General features: G+C 57.5%; 16 protein-coding genes and 1 riboswitch. Of the genes, 7 read left to right on the top strand and 9 right to left on the bottom strand.

Features of this window, described 5'->3' with window-relative positions; genetic code table 11:
* A partial coding sequence (locus tag ACTIDN_RS11710; RefSeq protein ID WP_441377194.1) for an NAD-dependent epimerase/dehydratase family protein occupies window positions 1-380 on the bottom strand: 380 nt, incomplete at its 3' end.
* 107 nt (window positions 381-487) lie between these two features.
* Here ACTIDN_RS11710 and ACTIDN_RS11705 point away from each other — a divergent pair.
* The 4 genes from ACTIDN_RS11705 (at window position 488) to ACTIDN_RS11690 (ending at window position 2,444) form a co-directional block, all read left to right on the top strand.
* Window positions 488-877, top strand: coding sequence for a winged helix-turn-helix transcriptional regulator (locus ACTIDN_RS11705; protein WP_441377193.1), 390 nt, complete (start codon window positions 488-490; stop codon window positions 875-877).
* A gap of 34 nt (window positions 878-911) precedes the next feature.
* Window positions 912-1,754, top strand: a complete 843-nt coding sequence (locus tag ACTIDN_RS11700) for an MOSC domain-containing protein (RefSeq protein ID WP_441377192.1) — start codon at window positions 912-914, stop codon at window positions 1,752-1,754.
* Between the two features lie 112 nt (window positions 1,755-1,866).
* The gene (locus ACTIDN_RS11695) at window positions 1,867-2,244 is read left to right on the top strand and encodes a hypothetical protein (RefSeq protein ID WP_441377191.1); all 378 of its coding nucleotides are present in this window, start codon (window positions 1,867-1,869) and stop codon (window positions 2,242-2,244) included.
* Window positions 2,241-2,444 carry a helix-turn-helix transcriptional regulator gene (locus ACTIDN_RS11690; RefSeq protein ID WP_441377190.1) on the top strand — a complete coding sequence of 68 codons (204 nt, stop codon included), beginning with the start codon at window positions 2,241-2,243 and terminating at the stop codon, window positions 2,442-2,444. Before ACTIDN_RS11695 ends, ACTIDN_RS11690 begins: the two co-directional genes overlap by 4 nt.
* Window positions 2,445-2,480: 36 nt before the next feature.
* Here the strand turns inward: ACTIDN_RS11690 and ACTIDN_RS11685 are convergent, their stop codons facing one another.
* The 8 genes from ACTIDN_RS11685 to ACTIDN_RS11650 form a co-directional block, all read right to left on the bottom strand.
* Entirely contained in the window at window positions 2,481-4,040 is a 1,560-nt protein-coding gene (locus ACTIDN_RS11685; RefSeq protein ID WP_441377195.1) for a cobyric acid synthase, read from the bottom strand.
* A gap of 14 nt (window positions 4,041-4,054) precedes the next feature.
* Entirely contained in the window at window positions 4,055-4,684 is a 630-nt protein-coding gene (cobO, locus tag ACTIDN_RS11680) for a cob(I)yrinic acid a,c-diamide adenosyltransferase (protein ID WP_441377189.1), read from the bottom strand.
* Window positions 4,685-4,718: 34 nt separating this feature from the next.
* Window positions 4,719-5,318, bottom strand: coding sequence for a histidine phosphatase family protein (locus tag ACTIDN_RS11675; RefSeq protein WP_415507647.1), 600 nt, complete (start codon window positions 5,316-5,318; stop codon window positions 4,719-4,721).
* Window positions 5,319-5,485: 167 nt separating this feature from the next.
* Entirely contained in the window at window positions 5,486-6,829 is a 1,344-nt protein-coding gene (locus ACTIDN_RS11670) for a cobyrinate a,c-diamide synthase (protein ID WP_441377188.1), read from the bottom strand.
* Window positions 6,826-10,329, bottom strand: a complete 3,504-nt coding sequence (gene cobN / locus ACTIDN_RS11665) for a cobaltochelatase subunit CobN (protein ID WP_441377187.1) — start codon at window positions 10,327-10,329, stop codon at window positions 6,826-6,828. The genes ACTIDN_RS11670 and cobN overlap by 4 nt, the downstream gene beginning before the upstream one ends.
* 29 nt (window positions 10,330-10,358) lie before the next feature.
* Window positions 10,359-11,411 carry a cobalamin biosynthesis protein CobW gene (gene cobW / locus ACTIDN_RS11660; protein ID WP_441377186.1) on the bottom strand — a complete coding sequence of 351 codons (1,053 nt, stop codon included), beginning with the start codon at window positions 11,409-11,411 and terminating at the stop codon, window positions 10,359-10,361.
* A gap of 5 nt (window positions 11,412-11,416) precedes the next feature.
* Window positions 11,417-11,848: a DUF1636 family protein gene (locus ACTIDN_RS11655; protein ID WP_441377185.1), complete on the bottom strand. Its 432-nt coding sequence runs from the start codon at window positions 11,846-11,848 to the stop codon at window positions 11,417-11,419.
* Window positions 11,849-12,036: 188 nt separating this feature from the next.
* Window positions 12,037-12,291, bottom strand: a riboswitch (cobalamin riboswitch).
* Window positions 12,292-12,346: 55 nt separating this feature from the next.
* Window positions 12,347-13,294, bottom strand: a complete 948-nt coding sequence (locus ACTIDN_RS11650; protein ID WP_441377184.1) for a 2-hydroxyacid dehydrogenase — start codon at window positions 13,292-13,294, stop codon at window positions 12,347-12,349.
* 312 nt (window positions 13,295-13,606) lie between these two features.
* On the opposite strand from ACTIDN_RS11650, the gene ACTIDN_RS11645 reads away from it, so the two are divergent.
* From ACTIDN_RS11645 to ACTIDN_RS11635, 3 genes are all read left to right on the top strand, one after another.
* The gene (locus ACTIDN_RS11645; protein WP_441377183.1) at window positions 13,607-14,587 is read left to right on the top strand and encodes a TonB-dependent receptor plug domain-containing protein; all 981 of its coding nucleotides are present in this window, start codon (window positions 13,607-13,609) and stop codon (window positions 14,585-14,587) included.
* Window positions 14,530-16,818, top strand: coding sequence for a TonB-dependent receptor domain-containing protein (locus ACTIDN_RS11640; RefSeq protein ID WP_441377182.1), 2,289 nt, complete (start codon window positions 14,530-14,532; stop codon window positions 16,816-16,818). The genes ACTIDN_RS11645 and ACTIDN_RS11640 overlap by 58 nt, the downstream gene beginning before the upstream one ends.
* 196 nt (window positions 16,819-17,014) lie before the next feature.
* Window positions 17,015-17,201 (top strand): hypothetical protein (locus tag ACTIDN_RS11635; RefSeq protein ID WP_441377181.1); only part of this gene is annotated, 187 nt, incomplete at its 3' end.

Genomic DNA, 17,201 nt, shown 5'->3' with positions numbered 1-17,201 from the left:
TCACGCTCAAAACCTCTTGAAAACCTATCATAGCGAATTTCCAAAAGGGCTCTAACAAGGGCTACGTGCTGGAGCGCTCCGGGGTTAGGCAAAGCCTCAAACACATTGCGGAGCATGGCGGCATTTGCCACACAGTTTTCGTGCTCCGTGGCGCATCGTGTCCATGTGCAGAAAAAAACATGCGTGGGTGTGAGGCTCTCCAAAGCCTGTGCCAGCCCGGATGCATCCAGCACGTCTGCCTGTACGGGTATGACCCCACTTCCCTCTGGCATGGTCCGGCGGGACAGGCCGTAAACCGTCCAGCCTTCCGCCACTAATCTGCGGGCCAGATTTTGCCCGACAATACCGGTTGCACCAACAACAAGTGCACGCTGTGCCATGGTGTTTCTCCTGTTTGAAAAAAGTAACAGCAAATACGTGGCAACTTGTTTATACACACACAAGACGGCACCTTTTTGTGCCTTGGCTACCAAAAGGTTTCCATAAAATGGCCCCTTTGCTTCCGCTGGACTACCGGACAGCACCGTTTGATGAACAGTGCGCCCCCCGCCGCCTGTTGCGCCTTTTCAGTGGCAAATGGACAACGATGGTCCTGCACAGCTTGCATCTGGAAGGTGGTACATCCCGCCCCGGCCACTTGCTGCGCTGCCTGCCCGGCCTTTCCAAAAAAATGATGACACAGACCCTTCGGGAGCTTGAGGAAGCCGGGCTGGTCAGCCGCACCGTGCAGCAGGTCATGCCGCCCGTGGTGGAATACAGCCTGACACCCCTTGGCCACCGGTTTATTGAGCCGCTGGAAATGCTGTACCACTGGGGTATAGACAATGCGGATGCTCTGGATGCCGTCAGTCACGCACAGGCTGTTTCTTCCACCTAGCCCGCACGCCAACTTGCACAAAAAAGGGGGTTACATGCCCGCCAGCCACCCTGCTCCTACCATCAGCACATTGCACCTCTACCCGGTAAAAGCCCTGCGCGGCCTTAACCAGATCAGCCTGACCCTCCACCCATGGGGGCCAGAAGGAGACCGGCGCTGGATGGTGGTGGAGCCTGACGGCACTTTTCTGACGCAACGCACCTTGCCTGCCATGGCATGCCTGACCGCCACCCCAACCCATAACGGGCTGGAACTGAGCACAGCAGGAGCCACCCCTTGCACCGTGCCCATCCCGGAGCCGGAAACACCAAGCCAGCCTGTGCGCGTATGGAAAGACACCGTCCCCGCACAGGACGCCGGAGCAGAAGCCGCACAGTGGCTGAGCCAGCACCTTGGCCGTCCCTGCAAGCTCGTCTTTATGCCTACGCCCGCCGAGAACCGGGTGCGGTTGATTGATGCGCAGCCTACGCCGGTTTCCTTTGCTGACGGATACCCGCTTCTGGTGGCAACGGAAGCCTCGCTCTCCGACCTGAACGAAAAACTGGCAGAGCCTGTACCCATGGCGCGGTTTCGGCCCAATATTGTGGTTGCAGGCACCCTGCCGTGGGCAGAAGATAGCTGGAAAATAATACGGGCAGGCACTGCCATTTTACGAATAAGTGCCCCATGCTCGCGCTGCACTGTCACCACAACGGATCAGGAAACCGGCGCTATTCCCAACCGTAAAGAACCACTGGCCACTCTGGCGCAGTTTCATCGCACACCAAAAGGTATCATGTTCGCGCAAAATGCAGTGGTGGTGCAGCCTGGTACCCTTAAGGTTGGAGATAGCGTTGATATTCTGGAAACAGGAGTCTCCAACCTTCTGCCTGCATAAGAAATTTTCCGTAATAAGCCACACAGTCATCTTGCTGTCCATGTAAAGTGTGCTTGACAAAAAGTACTCCGCTTCTGTATATGTAAAGCACACTTTACATAGGACTCGGATAATGACCTCCAAACGCTACCTTGCTGAGCTTTTTCTTTGTCTTGTGGTTTATTGTGTGTTGCTGTTTTTCTTCATTTTTCTCTTCACGCATCAAAAACTAAACGGGCTGTGGCAACCTGCCGCAGCTCTACTGCCCATGATACCGGGCTGCGCTTTCTGCTGGGTTGTGATACGGGAGTTCCGCCGTATAGATGAACTCCAGCGCAAAATTCAGTTTGATGCGCTGGTATTTTCTTTTACAGGCACGGCCCTACTCACATTCTCTTACGGTTTTCTAGAGATTGTGGGCTTTCCGTCTCTCTCACTGTTTGTGGTATGGCCGGTTATGGCGCTTTTGTGGAACATTGGGATAGTTTGGGCAAAACGGCACTATCAATGATTAATCAGGTTCGCACACTCCGCCTTGCAAGAGGGCTTTCTCAGGACTCTTTAGGGAAATTTCTGGGAGTTTCCCGCCAGACCGTCAACGCCATTGAAATGGGCCGTTATGACCCCAGCCTGCCGCTGGCGTTCAAGATTGCACGTTTTTTTGCTATGCCTATCGAAGACGTTTTTGATGATTCGGCCAATGAGGCTTAATTTATCACCATAAAACATTTTATTTAATAAAGTGTTTTAGGCAGAAAGACGCACCTTAGGCACACAGGCCAGCGCCAGAATAGCATCCAGATCAGCAAACTGTTCCAGATGATCGGCTAAAGTATCGAGCGCCTGTTCAACCAAGGCGTCATGATGGTCAGGGAGTTGCGCTGCCTGCCCTGCCTGATACCAGAACCCATCGGGTGCAAAAGCCTGCCCGCCCACACGCTCCAGCAAAGCCATACGTGCCGCACGGTTGCCAAACACACCATGCAGATAAGTACCGTAAATACGCCCGTCTGAAGCCACTGCGCCTTCAGGTTGGCCACCCAACTCCAGCAAGGGCTCTGCACAGTCCGGCCCGGTTGTGCGGCCAATATGCATTTCATATCCTGACACGCAGGCCTGTGTACCGGCCACAATCCCCGTTTTTTCAACAAGATATTTGTCCGGACTCAACACCGTCTCTACTGCCAGCAGACCAAGCCCGGCCATGGTGGCAGGCGGCCCTTCAATACCGTGCGGGTCAGCCAGACTGTGGCCCAGCATCTGGTATCCGCCACAAATACCCATAATATGGCCACCCTGCGCCCGATGCGCTGCCAGCGCAGCCGACCACCCCTGTTTTTGCAAAACAGATAAATCAGACAATGTGTTTTTTGATCCGGGTAGAATAATCAGGTCACACTCTGGCAAAGGCTCACCGCATTGCACGGCTATCAGCTCCACCCCCGGTTCTGTTCTGAGCGGGTCAAGGTCATCAAAATTGGCAATAAGTGGCAAAAGCGGTACCGCCACGCGTAATTTTGCCGGAAGTGCTACAGGGGCGTCGCCTGCCAAGGGGGGCACGGGTTGCGCCGGTTTTTTGCCAGACCGCACAAGCTCCAGCAGGTCTGCTGCATCTTCTGCTGGCAGGTGCCTGATGGCGGGTAAATGCGGCACCAGCCCTAAGGGAGCCCACCCTGTACGCTGCGCAACAAATGCCATCCCATCTTCAAATAACGAGATATCACCACGCATTCTGTTAACAATAAAGCCTTTTATAGTTGCTGCATCTTCGGGTGCCAGCACAACCTGCGTCCCGACCAGACTGGCAATAACGCCCCCTCGGTCAATATCCCCCACCAGAACAACAGGGGCCTGAACGGCCTGAGCAAACCCCATATTGGCAATATCACGCGGGCGTAAATTCACTTCGGAAGCCGAGCCAGCCCCTTCTACCAAGACCAGATCCGCCTGTGCTGCCAGCCGGTAAAAACTATCCAGCACGGCGGGCATAAGCAGGGTTTTACGGTCCTGATAACTGCGTGCGGCTACCGTCTCCTGCTTGCGGCCCTGCACAACAAGCTGTGCGCCTGTCTCCCCCTGCGGTTTGAGCAGAACCGGGTTCATATCCACATGGGGCGGTACCCGGCAGGCACGCGCCTGCAACGCCTGCGCACGGCCTATCTCCCCGCCACTGGCTGTCACTGCTGCGTTGTTGGACATGTTTTGCGGCTTGAACGGCAGAACTTTCAGCCCCCGGCGCGTAAAAGCCCGCGCCAGCCCCGCCACCAGAGTAGATTTGCCAACACTTGACCCTGTGCCCTGAAGCATGAGCACCCGTGCGCTCAAAACTCCACGCCCTGCTGGGCCTTCACGCCATTTTTAAAATGATGTTTGACCAACGCCATTTCCGTCACCAAGTCGGCCTGTTCAATCAGTTCCGGTTTGGCATTACGGCCTGTCACTACCACATGCTGGCCAACAGGGCGGGCCTGAATATCGGCCAGAACCTCGGCCAGAGGCAGATAATCATAGCGCAGGGCTATGTTCAGTTCATCCAGCACCACAAGGGCCACATCCGGCTGGCTGAGCGCCTGCTTTGCTACAGCCCATGCCTTTTGGCAGGCTGCAACATCCCGCGCACGGTCCTGCGTTTCCCACGTAAACCCTTCACCCAGAGCATGCCATTCAATCTGGTCATCAAAGCGCTCCAGCGCCCTGCGTTCCCCCGTGTCCCAAAGGCCTTTTATAAACTGCACCACCACAACCTTGCGGCCATAACCTAAAGTACGCAGCACCATACCAAGAGCTGCGGTGGACTTGCCTTTACCCGGACCGGTATTAACCAGCAGTAGCCCTTTTTCTACTGTTTTAAAGGCCACTTCCTGATCCTGCACCGCTTTGCGCTTCTGCATTTTCTCGCGGTGGCGGTCTTCAGTATCGGTGAGTGCGGGGGGTGAAGTCTGTTCTGTCATGGGTCTTTCTATCGTCCGGGTAGGCGGGCAAGGCTTAACTCAGCGCCATGGCCTTGCGGTGGGTATAGCCATGGTCCAGCCCTGCCGGATGGGGCACCATATAAAGCCGGGCGGCACCCTGTGGCATTGAGGGTGCCAGAAGTTCCGGTGTGTCACCCGCAGCCAACGCACTCAGCAACCGCAGCGGGCCACCGTGAGACACCACGCAGGCTGGTACCCCCGCGGCTTTGACATCCTGCCAAAAGGCTCTTGTACGTTGTGTCAGGGCCAGCCCACTCTCCCCTTCAGGGGGAGCAAAGCTGGCAGGGTCTCTGGCCCATTCATCCAGTTGGTCCCGGCTGATGTCTGACCAGTTACGGCCTTCCCATGCGCCAAAATCCATTTCAGCCAAACGGGAATCTATGCGTAGTTCCATACCGGTTACACGGGCCAGCCGTTCCGCCATTTCCCGGCAACGGAGTGCGGGAGAGCTATAAAGCACTTGGCAGACTGCCCCTTGCGCCAGCACGGCCAGACCCGCGGCCACACCTTCCCAACCCGGTTTTAGCGCAACGTCCTGGCGCCCGTAGCAAACCCCTTCCGGCAGAAGAACTGGTGCATGACGCACCAACAAAACGGGGAAAGACTGCGCCATATTTCTCTCCTAGGCCATCACGCCACTCTCTAACACATGCGGTAGCAAACCGTTCCGGCGTACTGTGCCTACACGCACCTTACGGTGCATGAGCCTGTGATAATACCCACTTTTTTTGCCACCAACCGGGTAGCTCCGTCCTGCACTGATCAAACCTTTACACACAATCATGTGAGGTCTGGCACCCGTGCCAGCACATGAAAAAACGACCCTGTAACCAGCCCCCGTTGCCCACCGCCCAGGCCAAGGTCCGTGCCATCACCCGCAGTTAAAGCGGCAAGAGGCTGGTCTACGCCCGGCTCCAGCACGGACGCATAATGGAACTCGTGCCCCCGCAACCGTGACCCGGCCGGGCCAAGCAGGCAGCCCTTTTGTAACGTGGCCTCGCGGTAGCCCAGATTCAACTTGCGGCGAGCAAAAGAGGTTGAATGGCCAAGCAACCCTGCCATCTGGTGCCGCTGCCCCTGAGCATCTTCCAGCCCCTGCCCCAGCACCATGTAGCCCCCGCACTCCCCATGCACGGGCCGCGTCGTGGCAAAATACTGCAAGGCGGTTTTAAAATGCTCTGCCTGCGCCAACCGGCCAGCATGAAGCTCCGGGTAACCGCCCGGCAGCCAGCACGCCGTGCAAGACGGGTCCGGCCCCTGATCGGCCAAAGGAGAGAACGGCACGACTTCAGCCCCCGCCTGCCGCCAGAACAATGCCAGATGCCCATATAAGAAGGAGAACGCATCATCTTCCGCCACGGCAATCCGCTGGCCGGGGGGCGGCAACATGGCTGCCTGCGCTCCTGCACCGTCCAGCAGGTGGGACAGGTCTGGCAACAGGCGGGCCGTGGCCAGTATGGCATCAAGGTCCAGTTCCTGCTCGGCCTTGTCTGCCAGTTTTTCCAGCCAGTCCGTCAGGCCACCATGTTCACGGGCCTGCACAAGGCCCAGATGGCGTTCCGGCAAAGGCTGGCCCGGCTGGCGTAGCAATGTACCCAATACAGGCAAACCTGCGGCTTGCACGGCCCCGCTGGTCAACCGCGCATGGCGGGGCGATGCAACGCGGTTCAGCACAACACCGGCCACCGGAACATCCGCCTGCCATGTTGCAAACCCCTTGGCAATTGGCCCGACTGACTGCCCCTGGCCGGACACATCCAGCACCAGCACAACCGGAATCCCAAACCGGGCCGCAATATCTGCCGGTGCGCCGCGTGCGCCTTCCGGTGCAACAAGGCCATCAAACAGCCCCATGGCGGATTCCACCACCACAAGGTCAACATCCTGCTGTGCTGCCTGCAATACGGTTGCCAAAAGGGCGGGCGGCATACACCAGCTATCCAGATTAAGCCCCGGCCTGCCCGTAATAGCGGCATGGAACGCGGGGTCTATATAATCCGGCCCCGTTTTGGCGGCCCCCACGCGCACCCCTCGCCGTTTGAGAGCCGCCAGCAGAGCGAGGGTCACGGTTGTTTTGCCACCACCAGAGCGGGGGGCAGCCACCATAAGGGCACGGGCCGTCATTGCGGGAGGGGCCTTTCAGTGTGTTCTACAGGTGTAACAGGTATGTCTTCCAGCACTTGCCCCACACTGTTGCCGCGTGGGTGCCACAGTCCACGCTGCCATGCCTCGGCAAAGCGGGCGCGCATGGCCTCCCGCGCTGTCGGGTTGGCCTGCTGCAAAAACTGGTTGCAGGCCGCATTGCCTAATGTGGCGGCAAACACAAGGTCAAACTGCTGGTCAAACCGGTCTGGCAGGGTTGCTGCAAAGCCGGATAGGGCATCCAGCCCACGGGCCAGTTCTGCCGCACCGGCGTATCCGTGGCGCTGCATCCCCTCTATCCAGCGGGGGTTGGCCAGCCTGCCACGCACAATGCGGGCCACTTCCTGTGCAGTGCTCCGCAGGCGGGGCGTATCCGGGCGGGCTGTATCACCGTGCCAGATGGCGGGGTCCGCCCCGAGGGCAGCGGCGGCGGCGGCCAAGCCGCCCTCATGCGCTGCGTTTTCGGGACTTTCCAGCATATCTGTTTCCGCATGGTCCTGCACATGCAGCACAGCCTCTGTCCGGCTAAGCAACGTGGCCAAAGCTGTTGCATCCTGCTGGCCATCCCGGCCACCACCATAGGTCCATGCTGACCCTTCCAACCATGCCGCCCCCAGATCCTGCCGGTCCCGCCATGCGCCAAGGTGCAGGCGGTCTTCCAACCCGGTGCCGTAAGTGCCGCTTGCCGCACCAAAAATGCGGGCTGTGGCACGTTGCCGTGCCTCCCCTTCCAACCCGCGTATGGTAGCAGCAAGGGGGTTCCACTCAGCAGGTTCATCTCGTTCTGCCACAGCGGCCACAACGAGGTCGAACAGGGCTATCTGGTCGGGAAAAGCATCCCGGAACAGGCCGGAGATACGCAACGTCACATCTACCCGTGGCCGGTCGAGTACAGGCAGAGGAATAACCTCAAACCCCGTCACATGCCCTGTGCCTGCGGCACGGGTAACCTCCACCCCCATAAGGCGTAAGGCCAGTGCCATATCTTCCCCACCCGTACGCAGGCTGGCTGAACCCCACAAGTCCATCACAAGGCGGGTCAGAGGTTCTCCGTGTTCCTGTTTATGCCGTGTAAGCAACAGGTTTTCCATTTTTGCTGCCAGTTGCATGGCAGAGGGTGTGGGGAGTGCCCGTGGGTCTATGGTAAACAAATTGCGCCCGGTTGGCAGCACATCCACCCGGCCCCGCGTGGGTGCGCCCGCAGGCCCTGCCGCCACAAACCGCCCTGCCAGAGCATCCCGCAGGCCCATGACTTCCGCCTGTGCGCAGTCTGCCACCTTCTGGGCAATGATCTGGCGTGTCGGGCCTGAAGAGGGTGTGGCGCAGGCCTGTTCAATGGCCTCGACAAGGGCTTCAGTTTTGGGGGGCTGTTTACCAAAAATATGCAATCCATCACGAATTTGCAGATCTTTCACATCACACAAATAGGCATCCAGCCGCGCCAGAGCCTCATCGTCACTCTCATCACCGGGGCGCACGCCACTTTCCGCCAACACACCGGTACGGGCCGCACGGGTCAGAATGTCCTGACGCAACAACGCACCCCGCCGGGGGTCCAGACCATCCGCCTCCGCATATTCGTCAATCAACCGTTCCAGCGCCTGCATATCCGGGGAGAGGTCAGCCTGCATAACAGGTGGCGTCATGTGCCCTAGTGTCACAGCCCCAAGGCGACGCTTAGCCGTTGCGGCCTCACCGGGGTTATTGACAATAAAGGGGTAAATAACTGGCAAAGCTCCGGTTAAAAGCGCAGGCGCACAGGCTTTGGTGAGCGCTACAGCCTTACCCGGCAACCACTCCAGCGTGCCATGCGTGCCCACATGCACCATAGCGTCCAGCTTCTGCACATGCTGCAACCAAAGGTAGAATGCCACATAGGCGTGGCATGGCGGGCTATCCGGGTCATGGTAGAGGGTTTTACAGTCAGCCGCCTGCCCGCGGTCAGGCTGCACCGCTACCGTCACATGGCCCTCCGCATAAACCCGCAGACAGAACTGCCCGTTTTTTACAGATGGATCATCTTCCGGCGCGCCCCATGCAGCGGTCACAGACGCCATGAACTCTGGCTCCAACCGGGCGGTAAAAGCGTGATACTGTGCAAGCGACAGTAAGGGGTGCGGCAGCTCTTGTGTAAGAACCTGCACAAGCTGGGCCTGCTGCCATGCGGGCCCAGCATCATATCCCTCCGCACGCAAAATTTGCTGTATGGACACAAGACTTGCAAATGTATCCAGCCCTACAGCGTGCGCGACATGCCCGGTATCCTGCTGAAGACCTGCTCCCGGATAATCTGACACCACAAGCCCTACACGCCGCTGCTCTGCTGGCAGGCAGCGCAGACGGAGCCACCCCATAATGCGGGCTGTGGTCTGCGCTATACCCTCCGCAAAGGGGGTGCGGGCGGCGGGCTGGCCGGGCATAACCTCCTGCCGGAACGACAGGGGGAATGTGGCAATGCTGCCATCCAGTTCCGGTAAAACAGTTTGCATGGCCAGGTCTGACCGGGAGAGGCCCCGTGCGCTCTCCTGCCACAAGGCCTGCGTGCTGCCCGGTTGTAACAGTTGAAACACCGGCACACCCGCCTGCATGAGTGGCGAATACCCAGCCTGATTTCTGGATGAAAATACCGTGCCATTCAGCACACAATCCGGCTGGATACGCGCCATGAGATCGGCCACACCCTGCGCGACCTCTGGGTCTTTGAGCGAGGGCACAAACACCATATCCACCGTGCAGCCTTGCGCGGCCAGAGCCTCGGCCAGTGCCTCCAGCGCAGTCTGGTCACTCACCAGAAGATGGGCACGGTAGAAAAGTAAAATAGCCCGTGCTGTCATATTATTTGGTAAATGGGGGCCGTGAGCAACAGTCCTCCCCTCTTGCGCCACAACGGTCCGATACAGGCCCCATGCAGGCAGCGGTTCTGGTTGCTGGCCGTCATCCTTCACAAGGCCCGCCATGGCGTCCATCAGGCGCAGGGCGCAGGCCATGTTGCGCGGGCCACCCTGCCTAAAAAACCCGATAAGGCGCGTGCGGGCCGCCGGGTCCACCGTGGAAAGCTCTGCCAACCGCGCATCATCGCCACCTTGTGCGGCAGAGCTTGCCTGCGTTGTCGCGCATTCACCGGGCAGAAGTGCCAGAGGCACAGCATTACCCCGGCACCAGCCAGCCAGCTCCTCCACCCCGTAGCGCCACGCCTCCAGCCCCCCCAACAGCCGCACCACGACGCAGCGAGCTTTTTCAAGTGTGCTGTCAATATACAGGTCAATAGACATAGGGTGACGCAGCCGGGACAGGTGTGTCAGTTGCAGGCTGGCCTGCCTGCCCTGCGCCGGGTCTGCCTGCGCCGCAGCATGGGCTGCGCGCAGACTTAAAAGGTCACTTTCGCTAAAAGAGAGTACCACTACATCCGCAGAAGGTTGGCCGAGATCTTCCGCCTGCTCCTGCTCATCCAATGACCGGTTTTCACGAACCAGAAGATGCATGGCAAACCACTCCCTTCAGCCCGTATTGGTCAGGCTGCCCCGTGTGACAGGGCGGCGCGAATACCTGCTTCATTCAGCCCTTTCTGCCCAATCACCACAATGCGTCCTGACCGCTCAGCACCAGCAGGCAAAGGCTGGTCAAATTCATGCCGGAAGCGGGTACCAACCCCCTGCACCGCCAAGCGCATGGGCTTACCGTGAACCGAGGCAAACCCCTTCATACGCAGCACATCAAACGTGGCGGCAACGTCCTGCAACTGTGTCAGGAAAGCCTCTACGCTGGCCTGCTCCGGCACGGGCACTACAAAGCTCTCAAAGTCATCATGTTCGTGCTCACCATCTTCCGCATCATGGTGAGACGGACGCGCATCCAGATCGGCCTCGGCGGCGGCACCAAGACCAAGCAGCACGGCCGGGTCAACCTTGCCCTCTGTTGCGCGGATAATCTTGATGGGACGGGGTGAGAGGCGGCGCACTTCAGCCTCCACCTGTGCCAGTTCTTCCGCGCTCAGCAGGTCTGTCTTGTTCTGCACAATCAGGTCTGCAGCGTTCAACTGGTCTTCAAACACTTCTGCCAGTGGATTGTCATGGTCCAGCGAGGGGGCTGCCGCGCGTTGCTGGGCCACGGCATCCGGGTCATCCGCAAAACGGCCTGTGGCTATGGCCGGGGCGTCCACTACTGTAATGACACCATCTACCGTCATACGGTTACGCACGGTGGGCCAGCCAAAGGCTTTGAGCAACGGTTTGGGCAATGCCAGACCAGACGTTTCAATGACGACATGCTCCGGTGGGTCTGCGCGGTCCAGCAGGGCCTCCATAGTGGGCAGGAAGTCATCCGCCACGGTGCAGCACAGGCAGCCGTTGGTCAGTTCAACAATATCATCATCGCGGCAGCCTTCTATGCCGCAGCCACGCAGGATTTCACCATCAATCCCGAGTGACCCGAATTCATTAACAACAACCGCTATACGGTGGCCCTGCGCCTTATGCAGGATATGGCGCAGGAGCGTGGTTTTACCCGCGCCAAGAAAGCCGGTGATGATGGTAACCGGCACACGGGAGAGAGAGGCAGCACTCATGGTTTTCAGTCCTGTTCTTGGTAAAGCGATGCAGGTACGCGCCCCAGCACCATATCAGAAAGTGAGGCCGGACGGCGGGATGGCATGACCGTACCTTTTTTACTGGCGGCATAGAGCCGGGCATATGCCAGAATATCTTCGGCTTTTTCAGCACCCAGATAGCCCAGAAGCCACGTCCAGCGGCCCGCCATGGCAATGGCCGCAGTGCAACCGCGGTCACAGGCGGCAAGGCATTCCACGGGCTGAAGGGTGACAGGTAGGGCGCTACTCTCCCCTGCCTCTTCTTCTGCGGCCAGCAGAGCCAGCAGGCGGTCATAAAGCTGGGCACCGGGTGGACGCTCCATGGCTGGGCCACCCCGCCGGCAGGTCATGCAGACATGGAGAACGGGGTGACCATACCCGGCCTGACTGGAAGAAGGGGAAGAAAGCTCTGACATTCCGCATCCTGTTACGGCGCAGCCCCGCAAAGCGCTGGCCCGTGGCTTGGGGTGCAGACAGATTTGGCCCCGCCCCACCTGTGGCAGGGTACAGGACTATGCAGCACACTGCCGCATAGTGTTACGCACCGGGCACCCCGCCAGAGCCAACACCATAAAACCAAATGACCGCACACTGTATGAAACGACAGCACACGCGCCCGATGGCAGGTCTCCTGGCTTGTGGCTGGCAGCCTGTGCCATGCAGCACAGAAACAGACCCTACAGCGCCCCCTTCCCAGCATTACGGCCGGTGGATGTGACGGGCTTTTAAAAAGCACCGTTCACAGGGCTGTGGTAAAGCACACTCACAGTTGCGGGGGCAGCGACGGACTAATGGCCTGAGCCACGCACCGGTCTTCCCTTTTCATTCCTTGCGGAACACCATCAGGCGGGACAATGGCGGCAAATCTGCTCGGTTTCAAGACCCGGAAGGTGCAGACAGGCTCTACCCTCCGCTTAGTACCCCTGCGCGGGGTCATACAGGCGGTCCACCCGCTCTCCCCGCTCCAAAGCCGCAAGGGTAGCCACCACGTAGCGCGCACGTGCCGGGCGTGAGGCTTCCGATGCCACATGCGGCGTCAGCAATACCCCCGGCATTGCCCAGAGCGGTGAGTCTGCTGGCAGAGGTTCCGTTTCAAACACATCCAATACGGCACCATGCAGTGTACCGTCCTGCAAGGCCCTTACAAGATCCTCCTGCACAACAACTGCACCACGCCCGACATTAATAAACCCTGCTGGTTTGCGAATGTGTGACAGCAGAGAGTAGGTCACTATTCCTTTGGTTTCGGGCGTTTCCGGCAGCAGGCACACGACAATGTCAGACTGCTGCAAAAAAGGGAGTAATCCCTCTACCCCCGCGTAACAGGCCATGCCCTCCTGCTGTTTCTCATGCCGTGCCCAGCCACACACCTTGAACCCTGCGGCAACCAGCGTTTGTGCCACATGGGTGCCAAGATGGCCCAGCCCCATAATCCCGACACATGTAGTGGTGGACAAGCGCGTAGGGGGCATATTTTTTCGGGCCCAACATGCTTGGGTTTGGGCACTGTGCCAACGCGGCGCCTCCCGCAACAGGGAAAATACCGCCCAGCGTACATAGTCGGCCATCTGGGTTTCAGTTTCATCTCCGCCCATGCGCACAATGGGTATGCCTTTGGGCAAAAGCGGATCTGCCAGAATATGGTCCACCCCGGCAGCAACGCTGAGAATGGCTTTAAGCTTGCCCATTTGCGCAAGCCGACCCGCCTCCGGCTGCCAGACAAAGGCATAGTCAACCCGTGCGGGATCAAACGAGGGTGCGTACCAGTCCTGCACCTCCAGACCCGGCATAAGCTCCGCAAACAGGGCTTTCCATTCCGGGAAGGTTGCAGGGCTTCCTGCTTTGACCGCAAGGCAAACCATCAGAAGTCCTCTCACACTGATGGGTTAGCGTAACACACTGTGTGAAATTTGCCTCTTCACCAAAATATCACCCACTTAGGGAAGGGCTCGTGCATATTTTTCTTGAAATAAAAATTTAACATAGCTTACCTTGTTTCGGGAACGATTCTAATTTTCCACGCGACTCAGCGCAGTGTGTCTTTTCTAACACAGTGCATTATCGCAATGATAGTGGAATGCAAAAAACGTTTTATACGTCTGATTTTGCATAGTAGTTAAAAATTACGATAATTGGTTCGTGAATTTTTTATCCGCTATTGTACAAGGTGGAATATGACTCGTTTGCAACAGGGTTTTTTTATACCCCAGTTAAAGCCCCGCACGCGGCCATCCAGCCTTAAGCTGGCTGTTCCCATGGCGGTTTCCACGCTTCTGTTCTCTCCCCTCCTCCGCGCTGAAACTGTGCAGAAAGATGCAACTTCCGTTACGCAGCCGGAAAAAGACAAAAAGTCCAAAAAACAGAAAAATGCAGTTTCCGTAAACAAGCAGGATACGCTGAAAAAGAACTCATCCCTTGTTGATAGTTCTGAAAACATCACTGTCACGGGTACCCGTCTCTCCCAGACACGGCTTAGTAACGTGATGGCAGGGACCACCGTGGACGCGCAGCAGATCCGGGCGCGTGGCTATACAGACCTTGGTCTGGCCCTGATGCGTGAAAATACGTCCTTCACTGTTGGGGACCAGTCCCCCATCGGGGCACAGGGGCTGGGGGCTGGTCAGTCCTTCGTGTCTTTGCTGGGGCTTGGTTCCCAGCGTACCCTGACCCTGATTGACGGGATGCGTATGGTCGGCGGGGCTTCTGCCTCTGTTTACGGCGCAGGCTCCGGCTCCCAGGTGGACGTGGCGGCGATTCCCACTTCACTGATCAAGGGTATAGATACCCGGCTTGGCGGCGCTGGCGCTGCTTATGGTGCAGACGCCGTGGCCGGTGTGGTCAACTATCGGTTGGATGATCACTTCACTGGTGTAGACATGACAGCACAGGGCGGCTGGAGCCAGAGCCTGATTGCCCCGTCTGAAAAAATTACCTTCAAATACGGCCACACCTTCGACCACGACAAAGGTGGCGTTGTGTTTGACCTTGAATATCGTAACGCTGGCGGCGTTATGTATAACGACCTGCCAAACGTACTGGGTTCAAACGCGACTTCCTACCAGCGTGGCCTCTCGGCGTCAGCACCCCCTATACAAACATGCTGGCCCCCGCTGCCAGAAACCTGTGGGCCTCTGTCACCGGCATTCCCGGCCTGACGGGCACACATATTCCAATCTATAAAGGCGTAAATGACGGTATTGGCAACGCAGCCGGCCAGCCTTTGATGTTTAGCCAGGACGGGAAATCTCTTGTTCCTGTCACGTACAATTATATCACTAAGACAGGGTATAACGCCTCTGGCGGGAATGGTCTGGCCACACGTGATTATAACCAGCTTTACGCCCCCTCAAGCCAGCTCAACCTGACCACGCTTGGCCACTATGACTTCAACGATCATCTGCACGCGACCTGGCAGGGATGGTACGCACGGAGCCGTGCCAGCAGCGACGTTGGGCAGGGCACCTGGACCACGCCATATTTTGGTGACGGCCCGCTGGATATGGACAGCTACCTGAACACAGATGGCTCCTACGGTCCCGGCTATCATAACGTGAACGGCGCTTACACGCTGAGCACTGACAATCCGTATCTCACGGATGCTGAACGGACTACCATCAAAAATGCCCTTGCTGCTAGCGGTCAGCCAACAGATAAATTCTATCTCTCCCGCCTGAATCAGGATCTGGATGGCGGAATGTATCGAACGGACATGCAGATGTTCCGTTTCCAGGGCGGTCTGTCAGGGGACTTCAACGCCGTTGGGCGGCACTTCAACTGGTCTTTGCGTGGCCAGTACAGCAAATATATGAGTGATACATGGCAACCCATGATCAACACGCAAAACCTGATTAATGCGCTTAACAGCACACGGGATGCGGATGGTAACATTGTTTGCGCCTCTGGGTATGTGAACTCACCAGCGGCAACCCGAAGTGACACATGCTCTCCGTTTAACCCGTTTGGTACAAACCAGAGCACACCGGGCGCACGAGACTACATTATCTCTGACGCACACTACAAAAACACCAATGCCCAACGTGACTTTCAGGCAGAAATCAACAGTACAGTCATGAGACTGCCTGCTGGTGATATCCGGTGGGATCTGGGGTATGAGCACCGGCGTGAAGGCTATAACTTTAACCCCGGTAGTTTCTTTGCTGGCCAGTTGCTGGACGACGGCAGCCGCAGGCAGTACGGCAACGTAACCGCAATGCCTTATACGTCCGGCTCTTACTACACCCACGAAGCCTTTGGCGAACTGGACGTACCGCTCATTTCCCCGGCCATGAATGTACCTGGTGCTTACAGCCTGACAGCAACAGCAAACGGTCGTTATATCAACAACAGCATTACAGGCAGCTACTGGACGTATATGTTTGGCGGAGCCTGGTGGCCAACGCAGGACTTTGGCCTGTCTGGTAACTATGCACAGTCCGTCCGTAACCCATCTGTCACCGAACTGTTCTCACCGCAGAGCACCTCTTACGAAACGGCCGATGACCCGTGCGATACAACATTTGTCAATTCAGGCCCCAACCCCACAACCCGCGCTCTAAACTGCGCCAAAGCCAAAGTACCAAGCGGCTTTGTCTCCAACATCACGAGCGGCACCGTAAAAGGTACGACTGGTGGTAACCGCAGCCTGCAAAACGAAACCTCTCACAGCTACACCGGCTCTCTTGAGTTCCGTCCGCGCTTCATTAGAGGCTTTGACTTAAAAGGGTCTTTTGTTGACGTAAAAGTTAACAACGAGATTACTTCTCTGAGCGCAAAAAACCTGATTCAGGCGTGCTACGACTCTTCAACCTACCCCTCAAACGCGTATTGCAACACCTTCACCCGTGATCCGTCCTCACATCAGATCACTGGCTTTACGGACGGGTATTTCAATATTGCAAACCAGCATATGCAGGTTCTCCAGGGCGCGCTGGACTACTACTTGCCGCTGCGCCGCGTTGGCCTGTCCGACAATGCCGGCAGCCTGGAACTGCGTGGCAACTACACGCACTATCTGAAAAACTCACAAACCTATCTGGGCAACACTTACTATCAGACAGGCACCACAGCCAGCCCGAACGACCTGTTCACGCTCAACCTGAACTACACACGCGGCCCATTGTTCGTGCAGTGGCAGACAATCTTCTACGGCAAATCAAAATATGCCGTGCAGGTTGCTAACACAGCTTACGAACATAACAACCGCCCAAGCTTCGCTTACTTCAATGCAACCTTTGGCTATCAAATTACCAAAAACATCGATGCCAACTTCATGATTAACAACATCACCAACGCCTTACCCAAATACCCGGGTACGGTTAGCGTGACGCGTTACTATGAAGCGTTGATTGGTCGCTCTTTCCAGATGAACATCGGCGCACATTTCTAATGCCGGTCATCAGGCCATAAAATCTGAGCTCAACAGAATGCAGGGGTGTCCACACACCCCTGCATTTTTTGTAGCGTGGGCACCGTCTGGCTCTCTGCTATTTCGCTCAGGTAACTTTTGGCCTATAGTCCCGGCACGCTGTAAGAGTTTGTTTTTGCCGTCACATTTTCTATCACCACTTTTAACCGGAGACATTATGACTGTTTTTAAACGCCCTGCGCGGGCTTCGCGCAAACTGGCTCTCCTGCTTTCTGCAGGGCTTGGCCTGAGCGCTGTTACCACCGCCGCACACGCAGCAGATGCCCCGGCAGCAACCGCCCCTGTCGCCCTGCCAAAGGCAGATTTTGGCACATGGGGTTTTGACCTTGCCGGACGTGACACCG

It is taken from the genome of Acetobacter sp. (assembly GCF_052102375.1).
Lineage (GTDB): Bacteria > Pseudomonadota > Alphaproteobacteria > Acetobacterales > Acetobacteraceae > Acetobacter.
This window is presented reverse-complemented; position numbering and strand designations above follow the sequence as displayed.